Annotated in this window: 24 protein-coding genes; 13 read left to right on the top strand and 11 right to left on the bottom strand. The window is 71.8% G+C overall.

Annotated features, from left to right (window positions below):
* The 3 genes from ACZ6B8_RS18865 to glgB form a co-directional block, all read left to right on the top strand.
* The coding region (locus ACZ6B8_RS18865; protein ID WP_471607937.1) for an alpha-glucosidase C-terminal domain-containing protein at positions 1-216 on the top strand (216 nt) is incomplete at its 5' end.
* Between the two features lie 142 nt (positions 217-358).
* Complete coding sequence (locus tag ACZ6B8_RS18870; RefSeq protein ID WP_471079862.1) at positions 359-1,819, top strand: maltokinase N-terminal cap-like domain-containing protein; 1,461 nt, start codon at positions 359-361, stop codon at positions 1,817-1,819.
* Positions 1,820-1,845: 26 nt separating this feature from the next.
* On the top strand, positions 1,846-4,506 hold the full coding sequence (glgB, locus tag ACZ6B8_RS18875) for a 1,4-alpha-glucan branching enzyme (protein ID WP_471607938.1): 2,661 nt from the start codon (positions 1,846-1,848) through the stop codon (positions 4,504-4,506).
* On the opposite strand, the gene ACZ6B8_RS18880 is transcribed toward glgB, so the two are convergent.
* The 5 genes from ACZ6B8_RS18880 to ACZ6B8_RS18900 form a co-directional block, all read right to left on the bottom strand.
* On the bottom strand, positions 4,481-6,727 hold the full coding sequence (locus tag ACZ6B8_RS18880; RefSeq protein ID WP_471607939.1) for a HelD family protein: 2,247 nt from the start codon (positions 6,725-6,727) through the stop codon (positions 4,481-4,483). The genes glgB and ACZ6B8_RS18880 overlap by 26 nt on opposite strands.
* Positions 6,728-6,879: 152 nt before the next feature.
* Complete coding sequence (locus ACZ6B8_RS18885; RefSeq protein ID WP_471079853.1) at positions 6,880-7,212, bottom strand: thioredoxin family protein; 333 nt, start codon at positions 7,210-7,212, stop codon at positions 6,880-6,882.
* Positions 7,213-7,252: 40 nt separating this feature from the next.
* A complete protein-coding gene (locus ACZ6B8_RS18890; RefSeq protein ID WP_471079850.1) occupies positions 7,253-7,645 on the bottom strand; it encodes a MerR family transcriptional regulator in 393 nt (130 codons plus the stop codon).
* Between the two features lie 85 nt (positions 7,646-7,730).
* Positions 7,731-7,907: a mycothiol-dependent nitroreductase Rv2466c family protein gene (locus ACZ6B8_RS18895; RefSeq protein ID WP_471607940.1), complete on the bottom strand. Its 177-nt coding sequence runs from the start codon at positions 7,905-7,907 to the stop codon at positions 7,731-7,733.
* A gap of 120 nt (positions 7,908-8,027) precedes the next feature.
* Complete coding sequence (locus ACZ6B8_RS18900; RefSeq protein WP_471607941.1) at positions 8,028-8,990, bottom strand: helix-turn-helix domain-containing protein; 963 nt, start codon at positions 8,988-8,990, stop codon at positions 8,028-8,030.
* A gap of 93 nt (positions 8,991-9,083) precedes the next feature.
* On the opposite strand from ACZ6B8_RS18900, the gene ACZ6B8_RS18905 reads away from it, so the two are divergent.
* The gene (locus ACZ6B8_RS18905) at positions 9,084-9,881 is read left to right on the top strand and encodes an alpha/beta fold hydrolase (RefSeq protein WP_471607942.1); all 798 of its coding nucleotides are present in this window, start codon (positions 9,084-9,086) and stop codon (positions 9,879-9,881) included.
* Here the strand turns inward: ACZ6B8_RS18905 and ACZ6B8_RS18910 are convergent.
* Together ACZ6B8_RS18910 and ACZ6B8_RS18915 are read right to left on the bottom strand one after the other, a co-directional pair.
* Entirely contained in the window at positions 9,878-10,489 is a 612-nt protein-coding gene (locus tag ACZ6B8_RS18910) for a dihydrofolate reductase family protein (RefSeq protein WP_471607943.1), read from the bottom strand. The two genes, ACZ6B8_RS18905 and ACZ6B8_RS18910, sit on opposite strands and share 4 nt — an antisense overlap.
* Positions 10,490-10,703: 214 nt before the next feature.
* Complete coding sequence (locus ACZ6B8_RS18915; RefSeq protein ID WP_471608176.1) at positions 10,704-12,395, bottom strand: MFS transporter; 1,692 nt, start codon at positions 12,393-12,395, stop codon at positions 10,704-10,706.
* A gap of 206 nt (positions 12,396-12,601) precedes the next feature.
* On the opposite strand from ACZ6B8_RS18915, the gene ACZ6B8_RS18920 reads away from it, so the two are divergent.
* Entirely contained in the window at positions 12,602-13,252 is a 651-nt protein-coding gene (locus tag ACZ6B8_RS18920) for a TetR/AcrR family transcriptional regulator (protein WP_471607944.1), read from the top strand.
* An 11-nt stretch (positions 13,253-13,263) separates the two neighbouring features.
* On the opposite strand, the gene ACZ6B8_RS18925 is transcribed toward ACZ6B8_RS18920, so the two are convergent.
* On the bottom strand, positions 13,264-14,625 hold the full coding sequence (locus tag ACZ6B8_RS18925; protein ID WP_471607945.1) for a pentapeptide repeat-containing protein: 1,362 nt from the start codon (positions 14,623-14,625) through the stop codon (positions 13,264-13,266).
* A gap of 124 nt (positions 14,626-14,749) precedes the next feature.
* Positions 14,750-16,168, bottom strand: coding sequence for a cation:dicarboxylate symporter family transporter (locus tag ACZ6B8_RS18930; RefSeq protein WP_471607946.1), 1,419 nt, complete (start codon positions 16,166-16,168; stop codon positions 14,750-14,752).
* A gap of 294 nt (positions 16,169-16,462) precedes the next feature.
* Between ACZ6B8_RS18930 and ACZ6B8_RS18935 the strand changes: the two genes are divergently transcribed.
* The 7 genes from ACZ6B8_RS18935 (at position 16,463) to ACZ6B8_RS18965 (ending at position 24,611) form a co-directional block, all read left to right on the top strand.
* Positions 16,463-18,364: a sensor histidine kinase gene (locus tag ACZ6B8_RS18935; protein ID WP_471608177.1), complete on the top strand. Its 1,902-nt coding sequence runs from the start codon at positions 16,463-16,465 to the stop codon at positions 18,362-18,364.
* On the top strand, positions 18,361-19,044 hold the full coding sequence (locus tag ACZ6B8_RS18940; protein ID WP_471607947.1) for a response regulator: 684 nt from the start codon (positions 18,361-18,363) through the stop codon (positions 19,042-19,044). The genes ACZ6B8_RS18935 and ACZ6B8_RS18940 overlap by 4 nt, the downstream gene beginning before the upstream one ends.
* Positions 19,045-19,293: 249 nt before the next feature.
* The gene (locus tag ACZ6B8_RS18945; RefSeq protein ID WP_471607948.1) at positions 19,294-20,661 is read left to right on the top strand and encodes an extracellular solute-binding protein; all 1,368 of its coding nucleotides are present in this window, start codon (positions 19,294-19,296) and stop codon (positions 20,659-20,661) included.
* Between the two features lie 238 nt (positions 20,662-20,899).
* The gene (locus ACZ6B8_RS18950; RefSeq protein WP_471607949.1) at positions 20,900-21,856 is read left to right on the top strand and encodes a carbohydrate ABC transporter permease; all 957 of its coding nucleotides are present in this window, start codon (positions 20,900-20,902) and stop codon (positions 21,854-21,856) included.
* Positions 21,857-22,729, top strand: coding sequence for a carbohydrate ABC transporter permease (locus tag ACZ6B8_RS18955; RefSeq protein ID WP_471079816.1), 873 nt, complete (start codon positions 21,857-21,859; stop codon positions 22,727-22,729).
* Between the two features lie 203 nt (positions 22,730-22,932).
* Positions 22,933-23,586, top strand: coding sequence for a hypothetical protein (locus ACZ6B8_RS18960; protein WP_471079813.1), 654 nt, complete (start codon positions 22,933-22,935; stop codon positions 23,584-23,586).
* Complete coding sequence (locus ACZ6B8_RS18965) at positions 23,574-24,611, top strand: hypothetical protein (RefSeq protein ID WP_471079810.1); 1,038 nt, start codon at positions 23,574-23,576, stop codon at positions 24,609-24,611. The genes ACZ6B8_RS18960 and ACZ6B8_RS18965 overlap by 13 nt, the downstream gene beginning before the upstream one ends.
* Positions 24,612-24,655: 44 nt before the next feature.
* On the opposite strand, the gene ACZ6B8_RS18970 is transcribed toward ACZ6B8_RS18965, so the two are convergent.
* Positions 24,656-25,096: a winged helix-turn-helix transcriptional regulator gene (locus tag ACZ6B8_RS18970; protein WP_471079807.1), complete on the bottom strand. Its 441-nt coding sequence runs from the start codon at positions 25,094-25,096 to the stop codon at positions 24,656-24,658.
* Between the two features lie 87 nt (positions 25,097-25,183).
* On the opposite strand from ACZ6B8_RS18970, the gene ACZ6B8_RS18975 reads away from it, so the two are divergent.
* On the top strand, positions 25,184-25,999 hold the full coding sequence (locus ACZ6B8_RS18975) for an NAD(P)H-binding protein (RefSeq protein WP_471079805.1): 816 nt from the start codon (positions 25,184-25,186) through the stop codon (positions 25,997-25,999).
* A gap of 72 nt (positions 26,000-26,071) precedes the next feature.
* On the opposite strand, the gene ACZ6B8_RS18980 is transcribed toward ACZ6B8_RS18975, so the two are convergent.
* Positions 26,072-26,860, bottom strand: coding sequence for a dienelactone hydrolase family protein (locus ACZ6B8_RS18980; protein ID WP_471607950.1), 789 nt, complete (start codon positions 26,858-26,860; stop codon positions 26,072-26,074).
* Between the last annotated feature and the right edge of the window lie 111 nt (positions 26,861-26,971).

Below are 26,971 nucleotides of genomic sequence, written 5' to 3' on the forward strand. Positions count from 1 at the left end.
TTCCTGCGCGAATACAAGGACGACCTCGTCCTGTGCGTCCACAACTTCTCCCGCTTCGCCCAACCCACCGAACTCGACCTCCAGACCTTCGAAGGCCGCCACCCCGTGGAGCTGATCGGCGGGGTGCGCTTTCCGGCCATCGGTGAGCTGCCGTACCTCCTGACCCTGGCGGGACACGGGTTCTACTGGTTCCGGCTGCGCAAGGAACCGACGTAGGCTCCGGCAGCGCCACTCCCGCGCGGGGCGGTTTCCACCCGCCCCGCCCTGGGCACTCCTACGCACCACCGGCACACCCCTCCACGCACCACGGCACTCCCGCACTCCTGCCTTGTCCGCGACGCGGAAAGGACGCGACGCCATGTCGGAAGCCGCCATCCGCCCCAGTGCGCACGCCACGGCCCTGCTCGCCTCGCTCGACCCGCTGCTGCGCGAGTGGCTGCCCCGGCAGCGGTGGTTCGCCGGAAAGGGCCGCCCCATCGGTGGCCTGGAAGCGGTGACGGCCACCGAACTCCTGCCGCGCAGCTCGCCGGCGGGCCTGCTCCATCTGCTCCTGCGGGTCCGCCAGCCGGCCGTCCCCGGACAGGGCCCGGCCCTCGACGGCGCGCTGCCCGAACGGCCCGGCGACTGCTACCAGTTGCTGCTCGGCGTACGCCGCACGCTGCCGCCGCACCTGGCCTCCGCGCTGATCGGCCACGTCACCGAGGGCCCACTCGCCGGCTGCACCGTGTACGAGGGGCTGCACGACCCGCACCTGGCCGGACTGCTCCTGGAGCGGCTGCGGATACCGGGCCGGCACGGCGTACTCCGCTTCGAACGCGACATGGCCGTCGAGATCCCCTCCGGCCTCGCCCCGCGGCCACTCGGCGCCGAGCAGTCCAACACGTCGCTCGTCTATGGAGATACGTTCATCCTCAAGCTGTTCCGCCGCGTCGTGCCCGGCGTCAACCCCGACATAGAGCTGCCGCTCAAGCTCGCCCGCGAGGGCTGCGCCCGGGTGCCCGCGCCTGCCGCCTGGTTCCTCGCGGACCTCGCGCACGGGACCGCCGCGGCGGACGGCGCGGGTGCGGCGGACGACGACGCCTGCGGCCTCGGCGTGCTCCAGCCGTTCCTGGCCGGGGCCGAGGACGGCTGGGAGCTCGCCCTGCGGATGCGCGCCAAGGGCGAGTCCTTCACCGGCGAGGCCCGGGCGCTCGGCCGCGCCACCGCCGAGGTGCACGCGTCCCTGGCCGCCGCGCTGCCGACCGTCACGCTCGGCCGGGCCCAGGTCGAGCGGACCGCCGACGCCATGGCGGAGCGCCTCACCGCCGCGGCCCGGGCGGTGCCCGCCCTGCGGCCCTACGCGCCGGGGCTGCTCACCGCCTTCGAGGCGCTGGCCGACCTCGGCGGCGAGGGCCAGTCGTGGACGGCCCAGCGCGTCCACGGCGACCTGCACCTGGGGCAGTGCCTGCGCGCACCGGCCGGGGCGTGGTCGCTCATCGACTTCGAGGGTGAGCCGGCCAGGCCGCTCGCCGAGCGGCGGTTGCCGCAGCCACCGGTCCGCGATGTCGCGGGGATGCTGCGCTCCTTCGACTACGCGGCCTCGCACGGCACGTGGGAGCCCGAGTGGGCCGACGCCTGCCGGGCCGCGTACTGCTCCGGGTACGCGGAGGTCTCCGGCCGCGACCCGCGCACCGATCCCGTACTGCTGCGCGCCCACGAGACCGACAAGGCGGTCTACGAAGTCCTCTACGAGGCCCGGCACCGCCCCGACTGGCTGCCGGTCCCGCTGGCCGCGGTCCGCCGCCTCGCCCAGGACGGCTCCGCCGACGAAGCCCACTGACCATCCCTCTGGAGGAGGCCTCCCCCGTGACCCCGCGCCCCCGCAAACCGACCGACGAGTCCGCCGTCCCCACCCCACCGGCCACCCCGCCCGCGAAGGCCGCGAAGGCCGCGAAGGCCGAGAAGACGGAGCAGGCGGGGAAGACCCCGAAGCCCCGCAAGAGCGCGAAGACGGCGAAGGCCACCACGAGCACCACGAGCACCGCGAAGAGCGCCAAGACAGCCAAGACGGCGAAGACGGCCAGGACGGCCAGGACTTCGGCGAGCGCGCGGGGCACGAGGAGCGTCGCCAAGACGGCCGAGGCGGCCACGAGCGCCGGGGCCGGCGAGAAGGCGGCTGCGAAGGCGCCAGCCGAGCGCGGCGGGGCGTTGGTCGGACCGCAGTCCGGACCACCGCAGGCCTCCAGCGCCGTCCCCGCGGCCAGGGCCGCCTCCCACCCCGTCACCGCGCCCGGCGCCACGCCACCGCCCGTCACCGAGTCCCCCGTCCCCGAGGGCGACCGGGCCCGGCTCCTGAGCGGCACCCACCACGACCCGCACGGCGTCCTCGGCGCCCACGCCGTCCCCGGCGGCATAGCCTTCCGGGCGCTGCGCCCCTACGCCAGGACGGTCACCGTGGTCGCCGAGGACCTCCGCGCCGAGCTCCGCGCCGACGGCGACGGCTTCTTCTCCACCGTCGTACCGCTGCGGGCGGTGCCCGAGGACTACCGGCTCCACATCGCGTACGAGGAGACGGAGCTGGAGATCCACGACACGTACTCCTTCCTGCCCTCGCTCGGCGAGTTCGACCTGCACCTGATCGGCGAGGGCCGGCACGAGCGGCTGTGGGACGCGCTCGGGGCCCGGCCGATGATCCACCAGGGCGCGACCGGCACCCGGTTCACGGTGTGGGCGCCCAACGCCCGGGGCGTGCGGGTCGTCGGCGGCTTCAACTACTGGGACGGCACCGGCTTCCCGATGCGCTCGCTCGGCGGCAGCGGCGTCTGGGAGCTGTTCGTGCCGTCCGTCGGCGAGGGCGAGCTCTACAAGTTCGCGATCACCCGGCCCGACGGTTCGACGACGCTGCGCGCCGACCCGCTCGCGCGCCGCACCGAGATCCCGCCCGCCAACTCCTCGGTCGTGCACGAGTCGCACCACGAGTGGCACGACGAGGAGTGGCTCGCGCACCGCGCGGACCGGCCGGTCCATGAGGCGCCGTTCTCGGTGTACGAGGTGCATCTGGCCTCCTGGCGCGCCGGGTTGACGTATCGTCAGCTCGCCGAGCAGCTTCCCGCGTACGTGTCCGACCTGGGCTTCACCCACGTCGAGCTGATGCCCGTCGCCGAGCACCCCTTCGGCGGCTCCTGGGGCTACCAGGTCACCGGCTTCTACGCGCCGACCGCGCGCCTCGGCACCCCCGACGACTTCAAGTTCCTCGTCGACGCGCTGCACCGGGCCGGGATCGGCGTCCTGATGGACTGGGTGCCCGCGCACTTCCCGCGCGACGACTGGGCGCTCGCCGAGTTCGACGGCCGCCCCCTGTACGAGCACGAGGACCCGGCCCGCTCCGCGCACCCCGACTGGGGCACCCTCGAATTCGACTACGGCCGCAAGGAGGTCCGCAACTTCCTGGTCGCCAACGCCACCTACTGGTGCGAGGAGTTCCACATCGACGGCCTGCGCGTCGACGCGGTGGCCTCGATGCTCTACCTCGACTACTCCCGCGAGCACGGCGAGTGGACCCCGAACGCGCACGGCGGCCGCGAGAACCTCGACGCCGTCGCCTTCCTCCAGGAGATGAACGCCACCGTCTACCGGCGCTGCCCCGGTGTCGTCACCATCGCCGAGGAGTCGACGGCCTGGGACGGCGTGACCCGGGCCACCCACCACCAGGGCCCCGGTTCCCCCGACAGTCCGGCACGCGGCGGCCTCGGCTTCGGCCTGAAGTGGAACATGGGCTGGATGCACGACTCGCTCGGCTACGCCGCCAAGGAGCCGGTGCACCGCAAGCACCACCACAACGAGATGACGTTCTCGATGGTTTACGCCTACAGCGAGAACTACGTCCTGCCCATCTCGCACGACGAAGTCGTGCACGGCAAGCGGTCGTTGGTCTCCAAGATGCCCGGCGACTGGTGGCAGCAGCGGGCCACCCAGCGCGCCTACCTCGGCTTCATGTGGGCCCACCCCGGCAAGCAACTCCTGTTCATGGGCCAGGAGTTCGCCCAGGGCGCCGAGTGGTCGGAGAGCCACGGCCCGGACTGGTGGCTGCTCGACCCGGCGTACGGCGCGGAGGCCGACCACCGGGGCGTGCGCGACCTCGTCCGCGAACTCAACACCGTCTACCGCCGCGAGAGCGCCCTGTGGGAGCGCGACACCGACCCCGGCGGCTTCGCCTGGGTCGAGGGCGACGCCGCCGAGGACAACGTCTTCGCCTTCCTGCGCCACCCGGCCGAGGACTCCGACGGCACCCCGCTGCTCGCCGTCTCGCACTTCTCACCGGTCGTCCGGCACGGCTACCGCATCGGCGTCCCGGACGAGTTCGGCGCCTGGCAGGAGGTACTGAACACCGACGAGGCACGCTTCGGCGGCGGTGACGTCACCAACCCCGACCCGCTGAAACCGGAGCCGGTGGCGTCCCACGGCCGTCCCGCGTCGCTGCGCCTGACCCTGCCGCCGCTGGCTACGGTGTGGCTTCGGCCCGCTTGAGCGCGCCGGGCAGCTCCGTCGCGTACAGGATGCCGAGGCGCTGGGTGGCCCGGGTGAGCGCCACGTAGAGGTCGCTCGTGCCGTACCGGGCGGGCTCGACGACCAGGACCGTGTCGAACTCCAGGCCCTTCGCCTGACGCGGGTCGATCAGGACGACCGGCCGCGTCAGGTCCGGGGCCTGCCCGGCGCTCACTCCGGGCAGCCGGGCGGCGAGCTCCGCGTGGAGCTCGCGCGGTGCGATCACGGCGAGGCGGCCCTCGTCGGGCGCCTCGTCGGCCACCGCGGCGGCGACGGCGCCGGCGAGGTCGTCGGCCCGGCGCGCCCACGGACGCACTCCGGTGGACCGCACCGAGCTCGGCGGCCGGAAGCCGGGGTGCTCCCGGCGCGGCACCTCGGCGGCGAGGTCCATGATCTCCACGGGCGTGCGGTAGTTGACGCCGAGCCGGGTGTACTCCCAGCGGTCCTCGACGTACGGCGCGAGGATGCTCTCCCACGACCCGCAGCCGCCCGCCTCCGCGGTCTGCGCCGGGTCGCCGACGAGCGTCATGGAGCGGGTCGGACAGCGCCGCATCAGCAGTCGCCACGCCATCGCGGAGAGCTCCTGCGCCTCGTCGACGATGATGTGGCCGAACGCCCAGGTGCGGTCGGCGGCGGCGCGCTCGGCGGCGCTGCGGTGGTCGGTCTCCTCCTGGCGCTCGGCCATCCGCTCCGCGTCGATGATGTTGTGCGCGAGCAGGACCTCGGCGTCGTCCTCGTCCTTGTCCTCGAACTCGTACGTGCGGGAGGCCCGCGAGACGTCGAGCACGCCCTGCGCGTAGGCGATCTGCCGGGCCCGGTCGGCCTCCGCGGCGGCCCGCTCGGCGCTGTCGTCGTGGCCGAGCAGTTCGGCGGCCTCGTCGAGCAGCGGCACGTCGGCGGCGGTCCAGGGCGCGTCGAAGGGCCGGCGCACGGCCGCCGCGTCCCGCTCGTCGAGGCCGGTCGGCTCCTCCAGGTAGTCGGCGAGGAAGCGCTGCGGGGTCAGCGTCGGCCACAGCTCCTCGATGGCGGCGTGCACCTCGGCGCTGGCCGCGATGGCCTTGCCGAGCTGGGCGATGTCGTCGGGGCCCAGGAAGTTCGGCCCGCCGTACGGGTCGTGGCCGATGCGCTCGGCGAGCTGCGCGGTGAGCGCGTCGATGATCCGGAACGCGAAGTGCGGGCGGCCGAGGTTGTGCGGCACGTCGGCGGCGCGGGCCGCCTCGCGCGCCTCGTCGGCGATGGTCCAGTCGAGGATCAGGTCGCCGTCGTCGTGCGGGACGACGACCGGCTCGCCCGGCTCGGGGGTCCGCTGCCGGTCGCGCACGGCCGCGGCGAGGACGTCGGCCATCTCGGCGCGGCCCTTCACCTCGGCGGCCTCGGGGGTGTCGGTGCCGGTCGCGGTCACGCCGGGGAACAGCTCGCCGACGGTGGAGAGCAGCACGCCGGTCTCGCCGAGCGCGGGCAGCACCTCGCCGATGTAGCCGAGGAAGGCCGGGTTCGGGCCGACGACCAGGACCGCGCGCTTGGCGAGCAGCTCGCGGTGGGCGTAGAGCAGGAACGCGGCGCGGTGCAGCGCGACGACGGTCTTGCCGGTGCCGGGGCCGCCCTCGACGACGAGCACGCCGCGGTGCGGGGCGCGGATGATGCGGTCCTGCTCCGCCTGGATGGTCCGCACGATGTCGTGCATGCGGCCGGTGCGGGCCGAGTCGAGCGCGGCGAGCAGCACCTCGTCGGCGTCGGCGCCCTCGTGGCCGGTACGGGTGGTGTCGCTCAGGTCGAGGATCTCGTCGTGCAGGTCCGTGACCTCGCGGCCCTTGGTGGTGATGTGCCGGCGCCTGCGCAGGCCCATCGGGGTGTGGCCCGTCGCGAGATAGAAGGGGCGCGCCACGTCGGCCCGCCAATCGATCACGAGCGGGGTGCGTTCGGTGTCGGACGCGCGGATCCCGACGCGTCCGATGTGGTGGTCGCGGCCGTCCCGGAATTCGAGTCTGCCGAAGCAGAGTCCGTTCTCCCCCGCGTCGAAGGCGGCGAGCAGCCCGGACTGCTCCGCCACCAGCACATCCCGCTCAAGACGCGCCTGAAGACCGGTGCCCACCTGCGACAACGACGTCCGCATGGTGGCCTCGGCCTCCTCGCGCAGCGCGTCCAGGCGTGCGTACAGCCCGGAGACGAATTGCTGCTCTTCCCGCAATTCCTCGGTTGACAATTCAGCCCCTTGCCAGTTACAGTGCTCTTATCGAAACTTTCCGTGAGACCGCCTTGCGTGAATGGGCACGCAAATAAGCAGGGCTTCGCGAAAGAATCCAATATACGCAGAGAAATGCCCCGGACGTCAATTCGTCCGGGGCATTTCTCCGTTCAGAGCACGTCGGCCAGCTCGGCGAGCAGCTTCCGCTTGGCCCGCGCGCCGACCAGCTGCTTCACCGGCTCCCCGTCCCGGAACACGATCATCGTCGGCGCCGAGAGCACCCGGTAGGCGATGGCGGTCTCCGGACTGCGGTCCACGTCCAGCTGCACGATCTTCAGACGCGCCGCCTCCTCGCGCGCCAGCTCGCTCAGCACCGGCGCCAGCTGCCGGCACGGCCCGCACCAGTCCGCCGTGAACTCCACGAGGACGGGCCTGCCCGCCTCGCCCAGCACCTCCCCCGCGAAGTCCGCGTCCGTCACTTCGGCCACTCCTGCTGCCTTCACGTGCCCACTCTCCTCATGCCGTCGCTCCGTCGTCGTTCCGTCATCCCGTGAGTTCGCACCGCGGCTCGGGGCCGCTCACGAACGCCTCCTCGGCACGCGCCAGCTGCGCGCCGACCTGCTCCCGGACGGCGCTCAACTCGCCGATCAGCGCGTCGAGTTCGCCCAGCTTGCGGCGGTACACGGCGAGCGACGCGGGGCAGGAGTCGCCCTCCGGGCGGCCGGAGCGCAGACACTCCACGAAGGGCCGGGTCTCCTCCAGGTCGAACCCGAAGTCCTGCAGGGTCCTGATCTGTTCCAGGAGCCGCACGTCGTCCTCGTCGTACGTGCGGTAGCCGTTGCCGGTGCGCCGCGCGGGCAGCAGCCCGCGGGACTCGTAGTAGCGCAGCGTCCGCGTGGTCGTCCCCGCGCGCGCCGCGAGCTCGCCGATTCGCATGCCCCGACGGTAATCCTTGACGTGGGCGTCAAGGCCAGAGGTTTTCGTGGAGACCCGCCCGGCGAGGCCGGCGGAGGATCCCCCGTCAGCGGACGCCGGGTTCGGCGGGCCGCCGCTCGCACGCGTGGAAGTTCGCCACCTCGGCCATCAGGACCACCCCGCCCCCCAGCCGCCCGGCCGCCTCTCCCCGCGGCGCCGGGGACACGACGGGCCCGAAGAGCGCGCCCACGCCCTCCACGGCAAGCACCGGTGTGCCCGGCACCCGCGCCGTCGTACGCGGTGGTCGTCGCCGCCGCTTCGAGCTCCGCGGGCAGCCCCGCGTCGGCGAGGGCCCCGTTCCCGTACCGCTCACGGACGGCCGCGCAGATGCGCCCCGGCGCCTTCAGGTGCAGGGGGCGGCGCCGAGGGCCGCCCTGAGCCAGTTGTCCGCCTCCCCCGGCGTCGGCTCCGGCGGGCCGCCTGTCGGCGGGGTCGCGATCTCCGCCGTCAGTTGCCAGTAGCGGTCGATGCGGGCTTCCGCGGTGAGCATGCGGTGCAGGCCGCGGCGGAAGTCCGCGGTGTCGCGGCGGCCCAGGGCGGCGGCGTGGACGGCCACGAAGCAGTCGAGGGCCTCACCCGGGTGCGGGGCCTGTGCGGCGCGCAACTGGACCGCGGCCAGGTCGAAGGCCTCGGGCAGTCCCGCGTAGAGGACGGCGGGGCGGTAGCCCTTGCCGGGCGCGTGGACTTCGGGCACGCCGTGTTCGGTGCCCGCGCGCGGGCCGGAGACGAAGCAGGGGCCGGCCACGAACTCCTGCAGCCGGGCGAAGGCGAGCACCTGGGCCGGGGTCGGGGCGTCGGGCAGGGCCGGGACCGCCCGGTCGATGACCGCGGTGGCCACCCGGGAGGGAAGCCGCGCGGGCAGCCAGCACCGCCAGAACCGGGCGATCGCGGCCGTGCCGGGAGGGAAGGTCACCGTCCCGATCAGGCGCAGCCGCTCGGCGCGCTCCCGCACGGTGCAGTCGGCCAGGAGCCGCAGGGCCGCCTCCCGCCAGCGCAGTGCCACGAGGCGCGAGGTGACCTCCCGCAGCTGCCGCGCGACCAGGTCCTCCAGGTCGTCCTCCTGGTCGAGGACCCGGCCCACGTCGGGGACCGGCAGGTCGAGGGTGCGCAGGGAGCGGATGAGGCGGAGCCGGTCGAGCGCGTCGGGGCCGTAGCGGCGGTGGCCGCCACCGCTGCGGGCGGCTTCGGGCAGCAGGCCGCGGTCGGAGTAGAAACGCACGGTCTTGACGGTGACGCCCGCGCGTTCGGCGAGTTGTCCGATGCTCCACAGGTCGTCGGGCTTGCTCCACACCTCGTCGGGCGACACGGCTTGAACCTCCCTCAGGGGGAGTCCCTACGGTACCGGCGAGCGCGCGGCACACGAGGGCCGCGGCGGGCGCCGCCAAGCGGAGGAGGACTCATGACGACGACGTTCGTGCTGGTGTCGGGCGGGTACACCGGGGGCTGGCTCTGGCGTGACGTGGCCGAGGGGCTGCGGGCGGCCGGGGCCGAGGTGCACGCGGCGACGCTCACCGGGCTCGGTGACCGCCGCCACCTGGCGGGGCCCGGGGTCGGCCTGGAGACCCACATCGAGGACCTCACCCAGCTGATCGACCACATCGACGCGCCCGAGGTGGTGCTCGTCGGCTACTGCTACGGCATCTACCCGTGCGTGGGCGCCGCCGACCGGCGCACGGAACGCGTCGCCCGGCTCGTGTACCTGGACTCGCCCATGCCGCAGGACGGCCTCTCCATGATCGACCAGGTGCGCGAGCAGATGCCCGACGGGCCGGGCCGCGACCGGACGCTGCGCCAGCAGGAGCGGGCCGAGGACGGCTGGCGCATCCCGGCGCCCACCCGGGCCGAGTTGCAGGCCTTCGGGAACCTCGCGGGCGTCCCCGACGAGGCGCTCGACCGGCTCGCGCGCCTCGTCTCGCCCGCGCCGGCGGGCCCGTACGCGCAGAAGCTGCGGATCTCCGGGGCGGTCGCCGGGCTCGCGGCGACGGGGATCTTCTGCACCACCGGTGGGGCGATGGACATCGCCGGGCTGGAAGCGCTGGTGGCGTCGGGCCTGCCGCTCGTGCAGCACCTCGCCGACCCGCGCGCCTCGTTCTTCGAACTGGCCACGGGACACTGGCCGATGCTCTCCACCCCCGGCGAACTGACGGACACACTGCTGCGGGCGGCGGCCGGCGAGGGCCAACGGCTCACGGCCTAGGACCCGTTCACGTCCCCCGAGGCCTTGTCGTACGTGAGGAACACCGTGCCGCTGTCGAGGAGCACGGCGTCCGTGCGCGTGAAGAGGACCGGGTCGAAGGGGGTGCCGTGCGCGAAGAGGGGGACGCCCGAACCGAGCGAGATGGGGCCCAGCTTGACCACGAGCCGGTCGATCTCACCGCGCAGCACCCCGGCGAGCTCGCCGCCGCCGCACAGCCAGATGTCCTTGCCGTCCTCCCGCTTCAGCTCCCGCACCCGCTCGACCGGGTCGGTGGCGACCAGTTCGACGCCGGGGTCGGGGCTCTCGGTGAGGGTGCGGCTGAAGACGAGGTGCCGCAGGTGCGGATAGCAGTTCGTGAAGCCCGCGGCCACGCCGATCTCGTAGGTCCTGCGCCCTTCGAGGACCGTGTCGAAGTGCGTGCCCCCGGCGGTGACGCCGAGGGCCTCCCTGGCCGGGGCGGGGAGGGTCTCGGGGTACGTCCCGGCGAGGTGGTGGACGTAGTCCTGCGCGACCGGCCAGAAGCCGTCGGGGCCCGTGGGGTCGGCCCCGTCGGGACCGGCGATGAACCCGTCGAGGCTGACGGCGATGAAGTAGACGAGCTTTCGCATGCGGCTCCTTGGGGCGGTGATGGCGACTGCGCCTGTTGTACTCCGTTTGAAGTGGTCCGAACGTAGTACTTCAGGTGGAGTGGTGTCAACGCTTTTCGGGAACCTCGTTCTCACCGCAGCAGACGGACACCCCGAGGCACCCCGGGACGGGACGACGAAGCCGGGCCGCCCCGAAAGGGACGGCCCGGCCGATGGTGAACAAGAGCGCTGCGGCTCAGCCCTGCAGCTGCGGCTCCCGGTCCGGGGAGCGGTCGTCCGACGGACCCGCGTCACCCCCGGCCCCCGCCGCCTCGTCCCGGCCCTTGCGCGGCAGCAGCACCGCCACCAGCACCGTGCCGACGCCGAGGATCGCCGCGCCGATCAGGCTCGTGTGCGCCACCGCGTCCGAGAACGCGGAGCCGACCGCGTCCGCCATCTTGTGCGCGCCCTGGGCCAGCTGGTCGGCCTGCCCCTTGAGCTGGGCCGCCTGCTGCTGCGAGCTCGCGTGGGCCGCCTTCTCGGCCGCCGCCTGCGCCTTCTCGCCGATGCCCTGCGCCACCGCGTAGCCCGCGCCGACCGAGTCCTGCGCGGTGTCCAGCGTGCCGGCCGGCAGCTTCGTGCCGGAGGCCTGCGCCGCGTCCGCCAGCTTCGAGGAGTACGAACTGGCCAGCACCGAACCGAGGATGGCGATGCCGAGCGAGCCGCCGAGCTCGAGCGAGGTGTCGTTGACCGCGCCGCCGACGCCCAGCTCGGACTCCGGGAACGCGCCCATGATGGCGTCGGTGCAGGGCGAGAGCGCCAGGCCGATGGCCAGGCCCAGGATGATCAGCGGGGCGACGAAGTCTCCGTACGAGGAGGACGCGTCGACCCGCGTCAGGAGCGCGAGCGCCACCGTGCCCGCGACCATGCCGGCCGACACCGTGATCTTCATGCCGATGCGCGGGGTCAGATAGCCCGTCAGCGCCGAGCCGACGAAGACCGCGCCGGCGAGCGGCAGCATGCGCACGCCCGTCTCCAGCGGGTTGTAGCCGAGGACGAACTGCAGGTGCTGCGTGAGGTAGTAGAACGCGCCGAAGACCGCGAGGAAGAAGAGCGCCACCGCGAGGTTCGAGCCGGCGAAGCGGCGGTCGAGGAAGCGGCGGACGTTCAGGATCGGGTGCGGGTGGCGCAGCTCCCAGGCGACGAAGGCCAGCAGGCCGAGGCCCGCGACGACCGCCGCCGAGACCGCCTTGGCGTCCCAGCCGAAGTGCGGGCCCTGGATGATCATGTAGACGAGCGCGCCGGTCCAGATCACCGAGAGCAGTCCGCCGACGTAGTCGATCCGGTTGCTGTGGCCGGCCTTGGACGGCGGGATCAGCACGAAGGCGCCGACGATCGCGAGAGCGGCGACCGGCACGTTGATCAGGAAGGTCGACGCCCAGCCGTGGTCCTGAAGGAGCGCGCCCGCGACCAGCGGGCCCGCCGCGATCGCGAGGCCGGCGGTGGCGGTCCACAGCACGATGGCCTTGGCCCGCTCGGCGCGCGGGAAGGTCGCCGCGAGCAGCGACAGCGTGGCCGGCATGATCATCGCCGCGCCGAAGCCCATCACCGCGCGGGCCGTGATGACCCCGCCCGAGCTGTCCACCAGCGAGCCCGCGACCGATCCGGCGCCGAACACGACGAGTCCGAGCACCAGCGCGCCGCGCCGGCTGTACTTGTCGCCGATCGCGCCGAGCAGCAGCATCAGCGCGGCGTACGGGACGGTGTAGCCGTCGATGACCCACTGCAGGTCGGAGCTGGACAGCCCGAGGTCCTCGGTCATGTCGGGGGCGGCGACGGTCAGCGCCGTGTTCGCCATGACGATGATCAGCAGACTCAGACACAACACGCCCAGCGCCCACCAGCGGCGCGCGTACGGCTGCTTCATCTCCTCGACCGGTTGCTTCATCAGCAGAGCCACCGAAGCCTCACCCTTCCCTGCTCCCCGTTCCGTTCCTGCCTGTCCGGTGACCTTGCACAGCACTGTGCAATTACACACGACTGTGCAACTTACGCCATTGCACAGTCGCGTGCAAAACGGGTGGAGAGCACCCCAAAGGACCCCGCGCGGAAGCCCTGATCACCCCTTCCGGACCCGCGTGCACAATGGAGCGCATGAGCCGAGCCGACGCCAATCGCCGCCGCATCCTGGAGGTGGCCCTCGCCGAGCTGCTGCGCGATCCGGAGGCCTCCATGGACCAGATCGCGCGCGCCGCGGGCGTCGTGCGCCGGACGGTGTACGGCCACTTCCCCAGCCGTGAGGCGCTGATCGGCGCGCTCATCGACGGCGCCGTCGAGGCGGTCGCCGCGGCCCACGCCTCGGGGCGGGCCCGGTCGGACGACCCCGCCGAATCGCTCGCCCACTCGATGGTCGCCGTCTGGGAGATCGCCGACGGCTACCGCCTGCTCGTCGCCCTCGCGCAGCGCAGCGTCACGATGGAGGGCATCCGGCAGCGCCTCGCCCCGGTCCGCGCGGAGTGCGTGAACCTGCTGCGGGCCGGCCTGGAGGACGGCTCGTTCGCCTCGCCCCTGCCGCCCGCCGCCCTCGCGTACGTCCACGAGCAGCAGCTCTTCGGCCTGATGGAGGCCGTCAACGACGGCCTGCTCGACCCGAAGGAGGCGGGGCTCGCCGCCGCGTCGACGGCGCTGCTTTCGGCGGGGGTGCCGGTGGAGCGGGCGGGGGAGATCATCGCGGCGCTGCCCGACACGGGACGGGAGCAGCACTCGGAGGACGGGCGAACTCACAGCGTGCGGGCGAACTCGTAGGGAGGCCGAACTCAGAGCGAGGGTGACTCCGCCTCACCCGGAGGGGGGTCCCCCGCCTCGGCCCCCGAGGCACTCTCCGCCGGCGGGAGCCCTGCCCTGGCACGCAGGATGTCGGCCCTCGCGTGGATCAGCAGGGCGACGGCCTTGACCACGGCGGCACCGCCCGTGCCGATCGCCAGGACCATTCCGCTAACCGCCGTGATGATCTGACCGGTCTCGGACGGCTCGAACTGAAGGCCTGCGTGCACGTCCAGGATGCCCGCGGTGATGTCGTGGGTGATGAAGAAGGCCAGAACCGAAAATGTCGCGAGGGCCGCGACGAGGGCGGCATCCGTCCGGCGCCGCTTGCGCCGCGACAGGTACGCGCCCCGGCGGTCCTGAGCGGCTGACTTCTGGCCGACCGGGTCGCTGTGGATCAGTACATGGCCCGAAAACTCATTTCCCCCCACTCGCAGCAGAGGGATGAGCCGGGGCCTGGCGGAACGGATTCGGTCCAGCCCAATATTTCCGGCCTCCCGCCCGCCCGCCCGATCCTTCTGCCGAGGCACCAACGTGACGGACAGAAAGTCCTCGACCTGATCCGAGAGCATCACGTCTTTCATTGTCACCGTCCCCTCGACCGAGGTACCCCGCATCGAGATCCCTCGCCTGAGCTCGGCGTCGTCCAGCAGGCAGTCCCCGCTGATCACCGCCGCGTCCAAGTCCAGCCGTGGGGCGCAGACGCTGCCCGTGAGAGAGAGGTCCCGAATCTGCGTCACCGATAGGGACACCGTTTTCCCGGTGAAGACCGCTCCGCGGAAGGCGGCGTTTCCCATTCTCGCCTGGTGAAAAGATACGCTCCCGTCGAATCGGGCATGATCGAAGCGGACGTATGTACGGAACGCCACCCTTTCCAACAGGGCACTCTGCGCGAACCAGGCGGCCTCGAATTCCGCGCGCCCCCAGAACTGTGCGGCGGTGAACACACCTGATCCGGTGAAGTTCGAACCCGAGAAACGAGCGGTCCCGTAGAACTCCGCCTCCTCGAAGTGGGCGTGCCCGGAGAAACGGGCCGCCTCGAAGAAAGCATCACCGCTGAACGTCACCCTGGAGAAGCGGGCCTCACCCGTGAACGTCGCCCCGACGAAGCCCGCCAGCCCGAACCGGGGGCTCCGGCTCTCCGGGTCGTACAGGGCCGCTTTCAGGGCGCCCAAGAGTTCGGCGTCGAAGCTCGTGCCCCGGTGGTTCACGTCATCGCCCGGACCCAAGCCCTCGAAGTAGGCCTTCCGCGCGTCCGTGTCCAAGTGCGCCAGGCACACCCCCTGGCGCACCACTTCCCCACCGCACCCCACGCGCCCGCACTCCGGCCAGCGGGTGGGCATCGAGATCGTCATGCCCTGATCACACCAAGACGAGAAGCCCGGCCGCAGGGATTTCACGGATCCTCGTCGCCATCGACGCGAGGGGGCGGGGCGCCATCAGCACCCCGCCCCCTCGCGCATACGGCTACGGATACGACTACACCTTCACCGACTCCTTGCCCTCATCGCTCTGCTCCGGCTCGGCGTCCGCGTCGCCCGCACCCGCGCCGCCCGCCCCCGAGGGCCCGGTGACGTCATGCCCGTCATCCACCAACGTCCGCTCGTCGAACGGAAGTCGGCCGCCGAGGACCGCCGTCACCCGCTCCTTGTCGACCTCCTTGGTCCACGTGCCGATGAGCAGCGTGGCCACGGCGTTGCCCGCGAAGTTGGTGAGGGCGCGGGCCTCGCTCATGAAGCGGTCGACGCCGATGATCAGGCCGACGCCGTCGACCAGCGCGGGCTTGTGCGACTGGAGGCCGCTCGCGAGGACCGCGATGCCCGAGCCGGAGACGCCCGCCGCACCCTTCGACGCGATCATCATGAAGAGCAGCAGCGAGATCTGCTCACCGATGCCGAGCGGCTGGTCCATCGCGTCGGCGATGAACAGGGACGCCATGGTCAGGTAGATCATGGTGCCGTCGAGGTTGAAGGAGTAGCCGGTCGGGACGGTGATGCCGACGACCGGGCGGCTGACCCCGAGATGCTCCATCTTCGCGATGAGCCGCGGCAGCGCGGACTCCGAGGAGGAGGTGGAGAGGATGAGCAGGAACTCCCGGCCCAGGTACCTGAGCAGCTTGAAGAGGTTGACCCCGGTCACCAGGCGCACCAGCGTGCCGAGCACGACCACGACGAACAGCACACAGGTGACGTAGAAGCCGATCATGATCGTGGCGAGTGCCTTGAGCGCGTCGACGCCGGTCTCGCCGATGACGGCCGCCATCGCGCCGAACGCGCCGATCGGGGCGGCCCACATGATCATGCCGAGGACGCGGAAGACCAGCTTCTGGATGTGCCCGATGCCGCGCAGCACGGGCTCGCCGGAGCGCCCCATGGCCTGCAGGGCGAAGCCCACGAGCAGCGCGACGAGCAGCGTCTGGAGGACCTCGCCCGTGGTGAAGGCGGAGACGACGGTCTTGGGGATGATGCCGAGCACGAAGTCGGTGAGGCTCTTGTCCGCCTCCTCGGCCGCGTCGTGGCCGGCGCCCTTCTCGGAGTCGCTCAGGTCCATGCCCGAACCGGGGTGCAGGATGTTGCCGACCACCAGGCCGATGGCGAGCGCGACGACCGACATCGCCATGAAGTAGCCGAGCGCGAGCCCGCCCACCTTGCCGACCTTGGCGGCCTTGCGCACCGAACCGACGCCGAGCACGATCGTGCAGAAGATGATCGGCGAGATCATCATCTTGATCAGGTTCACGAAGCCGGCGCCGACGGGCTTGAGCTCCTTGGCGAAGTCCGGCCAGATGAAGCCGACGGCGATGCCGAGCAGGACGGCGCCGATGACGGCGATGTAGAGGTAATGCGTGCGGTCCCGCTTGGCTGCGGGTGCCTTGTGCGGGTCAGCCGTGCTGGTCACGGGGCCCTCCTTGAACGACGACGTCGGCGTTGCGGTGCCTGCAGTGCGTGCGGCTCACGTCCTGGGCGGTCCGGGCGATCCCGGCGACTATCTCCTGCCCTGTGAGGGCGGTCACCCTTGCGTTCATTTAGTTCGCGCTTGTACGAGCGCCGGGCAGGTAGGAGGCCCGCTCGCACGGTGACCGGTGCAGCCGTTCGTACGCGAAGGGTGACGAGGCAGACTGGCAGCATGTCCCGCACCCCTGCCGCCCGCCCGCGCCGGCTGCCCCGCAGCCTGGCGGGCCAGCTCTTCGCGATGCAGATCGTGCTGGTCACGGTGGTGGTCGCCGGGTGCGCGCTCTTCACGTACCTCAGTGACAAGCACCAGGCCGAGACGAGCGCGCGCCGCCAGGCGACCGCGGCGGCGCGGGCGGTCGCGGACTCCCCCTCGGTACGGGAGGCCGTCCGCGGCAGCGACCCGTCCGAGAAGCTCCAGCCGTACGCGCGGCAGGTGCAGGAAGACACGGGCGTCGACTTCGTCACGATCATGGACCGGGACGGCATCCGCTGGACGCATCCGGACCAGCGGCGCATCGGCGAGCGCTTCCTCGGCCACCGGGCGGCCGCGCTGCGCGGCGAGACCTTCACGGAGACGTACACGGGGACGCTCGGTCCGTCGGTCCGGGTGGTCACGCCGATCTGGGACCGGCCCGCCGAGCGGGACGGCCGGATCGTCGGCCTGGTCAGCGCCGGCATCACCATCGAGGAGATCACCGCGAACGCCCGCGGCCAGCTCCTCGCGCTGCTCGGCGTCGCGGCGGCGGCGCTGGTGCTCGGCGGTATCGGTACGTACGTGATCAACGCGCGCCTGCGCCGCAGCACGCACGGCATGAACGCCGCCGAGCTGAGCCGGATGCACGACTACCACGAGGCGGCGCTGCACGCCGTGCGCGAGGGCCTGCTGATGCTGGACGGACAACGGCGCGTGGCGCTCATCAACGACGGCGGCCGCGAGCTGCTCGGGGTGGCCGGCGAGCCGGTGGTCGGCCGCAACGTCGCCGAACTCGGGCTCCCCGCCCCGCTGACCGGCGCGCTGCTCGCCGCGGAGCCGCGGGTCGACGAACTGCATCTGACCGCCGACCGCGTGGTGGTCGTCAACACCTCCCCGGTGACGGGCGGCGAGCGGCGCGGCACGGTGGTGACGCTCCGCGATCACACCGAACTCCAGGCGCTGGCCGGGGAGTTGGACTCGGAGCGGGGCTTCACGCGGGCGCTGCGCTCGCAGGCCCACGAGGCGGCGAACCGGCTCCACACGGTGGTGTCCCTCATCGAACTCGGCCGCGCGGACGAGGCGGTCGACTTCGCCACGGCCGAGCTGGAGCTGGCCCAGGCCCTGACCGACCAGGTGGTGGCCGCGGTGAGCGAGCCCGTGCTCGCCGCGCTGCTGCTCGGCAAGGCGGCGCAGGCCAACGAGCACGGCGTGGAACTGGTCGTCTCGGACGACAGCAGCATCGACGACGGCGTACTCCCGGAGGCGCTCTCCGCCCGGGACCTGGTGACGGTCCTCGGCAACCTCATCGACAACGCGGTCGACGCCGCGCAGGGTTCGCCTGCGGCGCGGGTCACGGTGACGGCGCGGGCGGACGAGGCGGGCCTGCTCCTGCGCGTCGCGGACACGGGTCCCGGGGTCGACCCCGCGCAGCGCCGGGCGGTCTTCGAACGCGGCTGGTCGACGAAGGCGCCGACCGGCCGCGGCCTCGGCCTGGCCCTGGTCCACCAGACGGTCACCCGCAACGGCGGCACGCTGACGGTACGGGAGGCACCGGAGGGCGGAGCGCAATTCGAGGTGACGGTCACCCCGACGACAACTCCCGCCCCGGAGCAGGGCCCCCACACCGAAGCCGAGGCCGCCCCCGCCGCCACGCAAGGCGCCCACACCGAAGCCGAGGACGCCCCCGCTCCCGCCCCCGCTGTGGGCAAACGTTCCGCATGGCGGAACGGGTGGGCACAGCCCCCGGTGCCGGGCACGGACGACGGTGGCACCGACCGAAGCACGACGCAGGGCTCAACCCCGGCGCCGCGCACGGACAACGGCGGCACCGACCAACGCACCACCAAGGGCCCAACCCCGGTGCCGCGCACGGAAAACGACGACCCCCACGAGCCCGCAATGGGCCCGCCCCGGGACGCCGGAAGCGATCACGGAGGCGCCCAGTGATCCGCGTACTCGTCGTCGAAGACGACCCCGTCGCGGCCGACGCCCACGTCCTCTACGTCAACAGAGTCCCCGGCTTCGAGGCCGCCCCCCGCCCCGCCCACTCCGCCGCCGAGGCCCGCCGCGTCCTCGACCGCACCCCGGTCGACCTGATCCTCCTCGACCTGCACCTGCCCGACGGCCACGGCCTCCAGCTGGCCCGCTCCCTGCGCGCCGCGGGCCACCCCGCCGACGTGATCGCGGTGACGTCCGCCCGCGACCTGGCCGTCGTCCGCGAGGGCGTCTCCCTCGGCGTCGTCCAGTACGTCCTGAAGCCCTTCACCTTCGCCACCCTCCGCGACCGCCTCACCCGCTACGCGGAGTACCGCTCGGCCGCGGCGGAGGGCGAGGCCACCGGCCAGGACGAGGTGGACCGCGCGCTCGCCACCCTGCGCGCACCGGGCCCCGCCGCCCTGCCGAAGGGCCTCAGCGGCCCCACCCTCGAACGCGTCATCCGCACCCTGCGCGCCGCACCCGACGGCCTGACCGCCACCACGGCCGCCCAGTCGGCCGGCCTCTCCCGCATCACCGCGCGCCGCTACCTGGAACACCTGGTCGACACCGCCCGCGCGGCCCGCAGCCCCCAGTACGGCCACGTCGGCCGCCCCGAACTGGTCTACCGCTGGCTCCCCGCGTCCGACTGACCCGGCACCCCGGCCGCGGTCACCCGGCCCGTCCCCCTCCCCACGGAGGCCCGTCCACCTCCCCACGGAGGCCCGCCTCCCTTCCCGCCCCGGACGCCTCACCGACGTACGCCCGACAACAACGTTGTCACGTTGCCGCGAGTCATCAATTCACAGCCTCCGCAAGGGCATTGACCTTGCTCGGAACGCGCCCGTACGTTCACCGGGCAACCCGCGTGGCGACCCCGCCGCGCCGGCCCGTAGGAGGTCGTGCCCGTGCGCCCCACCCCCACTCGCCTGCTCCTCACCGCCTCCGCCCTGCTCGCCGCCGCCACCCTCACCGCGTGCGGCGGCGGCTCCGGCGACGACCCCGACACCGTGAAGGTCTCCTTCAAACAGTCCACGGACAACAAGATCAAGGTCACGGACACGTACCTGGAGGGCATCAAGAAGCAGTTCGAGAAGGAGAACCCCGGCAAGAAGGTGAAGCTGGTGCCGATCAAAGCGCCGGACTCCGAGTACTACACCAAGCTCCAGCAGATGATGCGCTCCCCGAAAACCGCCCCCGACCTGGTCTACGAGGACACCTTCCTCATCAACTCGGACATCACCAGCGGCTATCTGCGGCCACTCGATCCCTACCTGAACAAGTGGAAGGACTGGGACCAGTTCGTCGACACGGCGAAGACCGCGGCGAAGGCGGCCGACGGCAAGACGTACGGAGTGCCGGACGGGACGGACACCCGCGGCCTCTGGTACGACAAGGCGATCTTCAAGAGGGCGGGACTGCCCGCGGACTGGCGGCCCAAGACCTGGGACGAGGTCCTCGACGCGGCCCGCACCGTGCAGAAGAAGGTCCCGGGCGTCACCCCGCTCAACGTCTACACCGGGAAGCCGGTCGGCGAGGTGGCGACGATGCAGGGCTTCGAGATGCTCGCGTACGGCACCGGCAAGGACCCCCTCTACGACCCGAAGACGAAGAAGTGGATCACGGGCGGCAAGGGGTTCGAGGACTCCCTGAAGTTCGTGGAGACCGTCTACAAGGAGAAGCTCGGCCCGGACGTCTCCGACGCGCTCGACCCCAACTTCGCCACCCGCGTGCGCGGTGAACTGCTGCCCGAGGGCAAGCTGGCGATCAACCTCGACGGTTCGTGGCTGCCGCAGGACTGGGGCAAGGGCGCGGGCCACGAGTGGCCCGAGTGGTCGAAGAAGCTGGGCCTCGCGGCGATGCCGACCCAGCACGGCCAGGCCCCCGGCAAGGTGAGCATGTCCGGCGGCTGGACCTGGTCGATCCCCGCCAAGGCGGACAACCCCGACCTGGCGTTCACGTTCATCGAGACGATGCAGACGAAGGCCAACGCCCAGAAGTGGTACATCGCCAACTCGGGCATCGCGGTCCGCAAGGACGTCGCCGCCGACCCCGCGTACGAGAAGGCGCAGCCCGGCATCAAGTTCTTCACGGACCTGGTGGCGTCGACGCACTACCGGCCGGCGTTCCCCGCGTACCCGAAGGTCTCCACGGCGATCCAGGAGGCGATGGAGTCGGTGACGACGGGCGACGCGTCGGTGGAGGACGCGGCGAAGGCGTACGACGAGGAGGTCGACGCGGCGTCGGACGGCGAGGTCGTCGAGAGGTAGCGCGCGCCGGCCGAAGCCCGGGCCCACCCGGCCGAAGCCAGGGTCGGTCGAGGCCCGAGCAAGCCCAACCGAAGCCGGAGTCGGAGCCGGAGTCGGCCGAAGCCCGAGCGAGCCGTCCGGAGTCGGAGTCGGCCGAAGCCCGAGCGAGCCCGGCCCAACCCGACCAACGCCCGAGCAAGCCCAGCCCGACCCGAGCCGACCAACGCCCGAGCGAGCCAGAGAGTGAGCGTGCCCGTACGTGACCACCGCATCCTCCACGGGCCCCGGCGGCGGCGTCGCCAAGACGCCGCACCGCCGGCCGGGCCCGGCCACCGCCCCGCCGGGCCCCCGGGCGCGCGCCCGCCGCGGCCTGCTGCGCGCCCTGCCCGTCTCCCCCGCCATCATCCTGCTCGCCCTCTTCCTCGCGGGCCCGATCGGCTACTGCGCGTACATCGCCTTCACCGATCTCCAGCTGACCGGCCAGGCCGAGTCGAGCTTCGTGGGGTTCGACAACTTCCGCGAGGCGTTCGGCGACGAACGGTTCCTCAACGCGGTCTGGCTCACCCTCGTCTTCACCGTCCTCTCCTCCCTCATCGGCCAGAACACGCTCGGCCTGGCCCTCGCCTCCCTCATGCAGCGCGCGTCCAAGCCGGTGCGCACCCTCACCGGCGCGATCGTCGTCACGGCGTGGGTGCTGCCGGAGGTCGTCGCCGGCTTCCTGCTCTACGCCTTCTTCCGCCGCGAGGGCACCCTCAACGCCGTCCTCGACTTCCTCCATCTCCCCTCCCAGAACTGGATGTTCACGCTGCCGATCCTCGCGGTGTCGTTCGCGAACGTCTGGCGGGGCACGGCCTTCTCGATGCTCGTCTACTCCGCCGCCCTGAACGAGATCCCCAAGGAGATCACCGAGGCCGCAGAGGTCGACGGCGCGGGCGGCTGGCGCCGCATGTGGCACATCACGCTGCCGATGATCCGCCGCTCGATCGGCACGAACCTCATGCTCAACACCCTGCAGACGCTCTCCGTCTTCGGCCTGATCTGGGTGATGACCCGCGGCGGCCCGGGCAACGACAGCCAGACGCTGCCGCTCTTCATGTACGAGCAGGCGTTCCAGAAGAGCATGATCGGCTACGGCACCGCCGTGGCGTTGCTGCTCCTCCTGGTCGGCTCCCTCTTCTCCCTCGTCTACATGCGCCTGCTGCGTACGGAGGTCTGAGTGCCCACCCCCTCGAAGCTCCGCGCCAACAGGCCCTCGCGCGCGCCCCGTTCACGCCGCAGGGCGCACCGGCTGGCGGCCGACGCGGGCCTGCTGGTGGTGGCCGCGGCGTTCGTCCTCCCGCTCGCCTGGGTGGTCCTGTCCTCCTTCGACCCGGAGGCGGACCTGCGGGTGCGGTTCCCCGGCAGCCTCACGCTCGACAACTACGACCAGGTCCTGACCCCCGAGATCACCTTCACCCCGCTCCTCAACAGCCTGCTCCTGTGCGGCGGCGGCACGCTGCTCACGGTGGCCTGCGCGGCCCTGGCGGCGTACCCGCTCTCGCGCTACCGCTCCCGCCTGAACCGCCCGTTCCTGCTGACGATCCTCTTCGCGACGAGCCTGCCGATCACCGCGATCATGGTCCCGGTGTACGCGCTCTTCGTACAGGTCGACCTGATCGACACGATGCAGGGCACGATCCTCTTCTTCGCGGCCTCCCAACTCCCCTTCGCCATCTGGCTGATGAAGAACTTCATGGACGGCGTCCCGAAGGAACTGGAGGAGGCGGCGTGGACGGACGGCGCGTCGTCCTTCCAGTCCCTGCTACGGATCGTCCTCCCTCTGATGGGCCCGGGCGTGGCCGTGGTGACGGTCTTCTCGTTCGTGATGATGTGGGGCAACTTCTTCGTCCCCTTCATGCTGCTGCTCACCCCGGAGCAGATGCCGGCGTCGGTGAGCATCAACGACTTCTTCGGCAACAAGGGGACGGTGGTCTACGGTCAGCTCGCCGCGTTCTCGATCCTGTACTCGACCCCGGTGATCCTGCTGTACGTCCTGGTCTCGCGGAAGCTGGGCGGAGGCTTCGCGCTGGGCGGGGCGGTGAAGGGCTGAGGCCGGCCTCCGGGCATTCGGCCGAGACCGCACTTGCCTCACGCGCACCTTGTGCTTGCCGCACGCGCACAGAACTGTGACATGAATTCGCGGCGATACGTCCCGCGCGCCCCTTTCGTGGGCACACATCTCTCTGGCGACGCGGCCGGGCCCGCACTAGCGTGCTGAGCTCGCGCCCTCTCCCACCTCGCCAGGAGCCGACAGTGAACCGCCCTCTCCGCCTCGCGGCGGCCGCACTCACCGCGGCCGCGGCCCTGCTTCTGACGTCCTGCGGCAGCGACGACGACACGTCCAAGGACGACGACAAGATCGCCGGCGCGGACCAGGGCGGCGAGAAGTCACCGTCGCCGACCAAGCCGGCGACACCGGCGGACCGCCCGAAGGTCGAGCTGCCGTCGGATCTGACGTACGAGTTCGAGTGGTCCAAGACGGGTGACAAGACCAAGGACGCGGTCCTGGCAGACACCGAGCAGTATCTGAAGGCCGTCGACCTGGCCATCGCCGAGCAGAAGCCCCTGCACAAGGCCTACCGGTTCTACTCGGAGGGCGAAGCGGCGGCCGGCAGTCAGAAGTTCGTCCAGGAGTACGTGGACTACAAGGACCGAATCACCGGCACCAAGCGCTACTTCAACGCACGGGTGGACGTCACGGGCAGCAAGACGGCGGGCCTCGTCTACTGCGAGGACCAGCGCAAGGCACACAACAAGAGCCTGAAGACGGGGAAGACCGAGAAGGCGTCGGCGCCGTCCAAGGACGACTTCGTGCTCTACAGCAGCCGACTGCACGTGAACGACCAGGGCGTCTGGATCACCGAGACGACCACATCCGACCGGGGGAATGCCACATGTCAGCCATAGTGATGAGAAGGAAGCCACTCGTCGTCGCCGGGGCCGTGGCGATGGCCGCCACGCTGCTCCTTTCGGGGCCCGTGTCCGCACGGACCGGCCACGGCGGCACCACCAACGGTGACGCCCAGGGTCCCACCGAGGACGGCGGCGACGGCTCACTCACCGCCACCGCCGGCGGCATCAGCTACGACGAGTCCAAGAACGGCTCGGGCCCCAAGTCCGGGACCATCACCCCGTCGGGCGACTACAGTCCGCCGCCGTGCTGGTACGCCCCCGCCTACACACCCGCCCAGTTCAAGAAGGAACGCGAGGCGGTGTGGTCGGTCGACTCCACGGGCGCCCAGTGGGACCTGGAACAGCGCAAGCGTTACGTCGACGGCGAGCCGTACAAGAACTTCAACCTCGACAAGGCCGGCAAGGGTTACTGGTGGACGGAGTTCCCCAACAAGACGTACCCGCCCGGCTGGGACAGCTGCAACAAGGAGACCTTCTGGGTCGACGAGAACGAGCCACCGCCCGCGGACATCCCGGCCATCGACCCGGAGATCCTGGCGAAGCTCGCGTACGCCCGGATCCGCGTCCCCGGCACGAAGGTGAAGCTGGCGCCCGAGGCGGCGACGAAGGTCAACCTGCCCACGTGGGCGTGGCTGGACGGCGCGGAGTTCAAGCCGGTGTCGGTGACGGCGCGGGTCCAGGTCCTCGGCATCGAGGCGACGACCACCGCCGAACCGGTCTCCCTGAAGATCGACCCCGGCACGTCGGACGCGGAGACGTACCCCGCGAACGGCGTCTGCGACCTGGTCGGCGACAAGATCGGCACGCCCTACGCCAAGGGCAAGTCCAAGGAGACCCCGCCCTGCGGCGTGAAGTACCTGCGCTCGTCGGGCGACGGCTCGTACCCGCTGAAGGCGACGGTCACGTGGAAGATCCACTGGACGGGAACGGGCGTGAACGGCGAGCAGCGCCTCCCAGACGGCGAGTTCGGCGCGGAGCAGGACGTGGTGGTGGAGGAGGTCCAGTCCATCAACCGGTGACGACGTGACCCGAGACGGACGCGACCGTCACCGCTGACACGGGATCACCGGATCTCGTTGTCGGGATGGTCACTGTCGTACGTACGGCGGGCCTCCGCGATGGCGTCCCGATGCTCCAGCGACCAGTCGGCGAGCGCCTTGACGAGATGGGTGAGGCTCGCGCCGGTCTCGGTGAGGCGGTAGTCGACCTGGGCGGGAACCGTCGGATAGACGGTCCGCAGCACCAACCCGTCCCGCTCGAGCCGCCGCACCGTGAGCGTCAGCATGCGCTGCGAGATGCCGTCGATCGCGCGCTGGAGCTCCCGGAAGCGCCGCGGCCCGTCGGCGAGTTCGACGATGACCAGGACGGACCACTTGTCCCCGACCCGGTCGAGAACGTCACGGATCCCGCAGTCGGGGTGCTCGGGCAGCCCGCATGGTTCGAGTTCGGCGGCGCCAGTCCCGCCGGGACCCTGCGTGGTTACACCGGTGTGCCTCACTGACACGAAACTGCCTCCTTGTGAGCCGCTGTGGGCCGGTTCAGGATCTCACCGTAGTTACCGAAGAGAACCACGGCAGGAGACGAACCGACCATGATCATGGTGACCGGCGCCAACGGACAGCTGGCTTCCCTCACGATCCGGGAGCTGACGGAGCGGGGCGTGCCCGTCCTGGGCGGCAGCCGCACGCCCGCCGCCGGGCAGCGCCGCCTCGACTTCGACGACCCCGCGAGCCTGGACCTCTCCGGCATCTCGACCCTGCTGCTGGTCTCGGCGGGTTACGCGGAGGACGACCGCGTCGTCGCCCGCCACCGGGCCGTACTCGACGCCGCGGTCCGGGCCGGCGTCACCCACGTGATCTACACGAGTCTGACCGGCGCGGGAGACCACCTCGGCTTCGCGCTCGCGCACCGGGTCACCGAGCGGATGATCCGGGAGAGCGGCCTCGCGTGGACGATCCTGCGCAACGGGCTCTACGCCGAGTTGTTCGGCGCCCTGCTCACCTGGACGCCGGAGGGCCTGGAGTCCCCGTTCGGAACCGGGGCCCTGGCCGCGGTGGCCCGCACGGATCTGGCCGCGGCGGCAGCGGTAGTGGCGGCCTCCCCTGCCGAGCACACCGGCAGGACCCACGACTTGGTCGGCGAGCCGATCACGGCAGCCGGCATCGCCGCACACCTGTCGGTCCCCCACCGGGACATGAGCCTGGGCGCGTACCGCACCCGCCTGCTCACGGACCCCACCCTGCTCCCCTTCCAGCCCCCGCTGCTGGCATCGATAGCGACGAGCGTCCGCCACGGTTTCCTCGACACCACCACGTCCGACCTCCCCCGCCTGCTGGGCCGCCCTCTGACCGACCCCCTCGAGACGGCGGCAACCACGGCGGCGGCGATGCGCCCCATCACGCACTGACACCGCCACCGCCACCGCCACCGATCCGATAGAGCGCGAACTTCAGGTCGGTCCGCTGCACGCGGTCGAGGCTCAGGGCAGCGGAGCCCGCAGTTCCTCGCGGAAGAGCCGCACCACCTGCTTCCACGACGCGTCCGCCGCCGCCTTGTCGTGCGTCTCGTACCCCGGGAAGAAAAAGGCGTGCGCGGCGTCGGGGTGGACCGTCACGTCATGGCGTACGCCCGCTGTCGTGAGCGCCCGGCGGACCGCGTCGACCTGGGCCGCGTCGATGACGTGGTCGCGTTCGGCGAAGAAGAGGGCGAGGCGGGTGCCGTGCGCCGCGATGGCGGCCGTGTCGTCGAGGAGCGGGTCGGGGCGGCTGAGCGCGGTGCCGGACGTGGGCAGCCAGCCCGGGTAGTAGATCGCGGCCGCCGCCAGGGGCAGCCGGGTCGCCGCGAAGTAGGCGAAGTGGCCGCCGAGGCTGAAGCCCAGCATGCCGGTGCGGTCCGCGGCACCCGCGTAGGTGCGGGCGTACGCAGCCGCCGCCCGCAGGTCCGCCTCGACCTCGTCCCGAGTCATCCGAGCGACCAGGTCGAAGGCGTGGGTGCGGTTCGCGTCGGAGTGGGGGAAGCCGTCCGCGGAGTCCGGGTCGGTGCGGTGGTAGAGGTTCGGCACGATCGCTACGAAACCGAGGGCGGCGACGCGGCGGGCCACGGCGCGCGCGTCCTCGTTCACGCCCCACAGCTCCGTGCCCACGAGGACCACGGGGTGGTCGCCCTCGGTGGCGGGGCGAGCCAGGTAGGCGGACATGCGGGTGGGTGCGCCGGGCACCTCGATGACCGGCTGCTCATCGACGACGTCAAACCCATGTTCGTAAGTCACGGCGGGACTGTGCCACGATCCGCGCCCGAAGGAAGGGGGTTTGACCAAAACACCCCTCGTGCGGCGCCCCACCCGAGCGCCACCGCCCGCCGCCCCCGCCTACCGACTCGT

Source organism: Streptomyces sp. NPDC041122 (assembly GCF_055592445.1).

Bases quoted from the DNA above. Each gene is read 5' to 3' on its own strand.
- ACZ6B8_RS18870 (WP_471079862.1), top strand. From the start codon at position 359: ATGTCGGAAGCCGCCATCCGCCCCAGTGCGCACGCCACGGCCCTGCTC.
- ACZ6B8_RS18890 (WP_471079850.1), bottom strand. From the start codon at position 7,645: ATGCGAATCGGCGAGCTCGCGGCGCGCGCGGGGACGACCACGCGGACG.
- ACZ6B8_RS18905 (WP_471607942.1), top strand. From the start codon at position 9,084: ATGACGACGACGTTCGTGCTGGTGTCGGGCGGGTACACCGGGGGCTGG.
- ACZ6B8_RS18910 (WP_471607943.1), bottom strand. From the start codon at position 10,489: ATGCGAAAGCTCGTCTACTTCATCGCCGTCAGCCTCGACGGGTTCATC.
- ACZ6B8_RS18915 (WP_471608176.1), bottom strand. From the start codon at position 12,395: ATGAAGCAACCGGTCGAGGAGATGAAGCAGCCGTACGCGCGCCGCTGG.
- ACZ6B8_RS18920 (WP_471607944.1), top strand. From the start codon at position 12,602: ATGAGCCGAGCCGACGCCAATCGCCGCCGCATCCTGGAGGTGGCCCTC.
- ACZ6B8_RS18925 (WP_471607945.1), bottom strand. From the start codon at position 14,625: ATGACGATCTCGATGCCCACCCGCTGGCCGGAGTGCGGGCGCGTGGGG.
- ACZ6B8_RS18935 (WP_471608177.1), top strand. From the start codon at position 16,463: ATGCAGATCGTGCTGGTCACGGTGGTGGTCGCCGGGTGCGCGCTCTTC.
- ACZ6B8_RS18965 (WP_471079810.1), top strand. From the start codon at position 23,574: ATGTCAGCCATAGTGATGAGAAGGAAGCCACTCGTCGTCGCCGGGGCC.
- ACZ6B8_RS18975 (WP_471079805.1), top strand. From the start codon at position 25,184: ATGATCATGGTGACCGGCGCCAACGGACAGCTGGCTTCCCTCACGATC.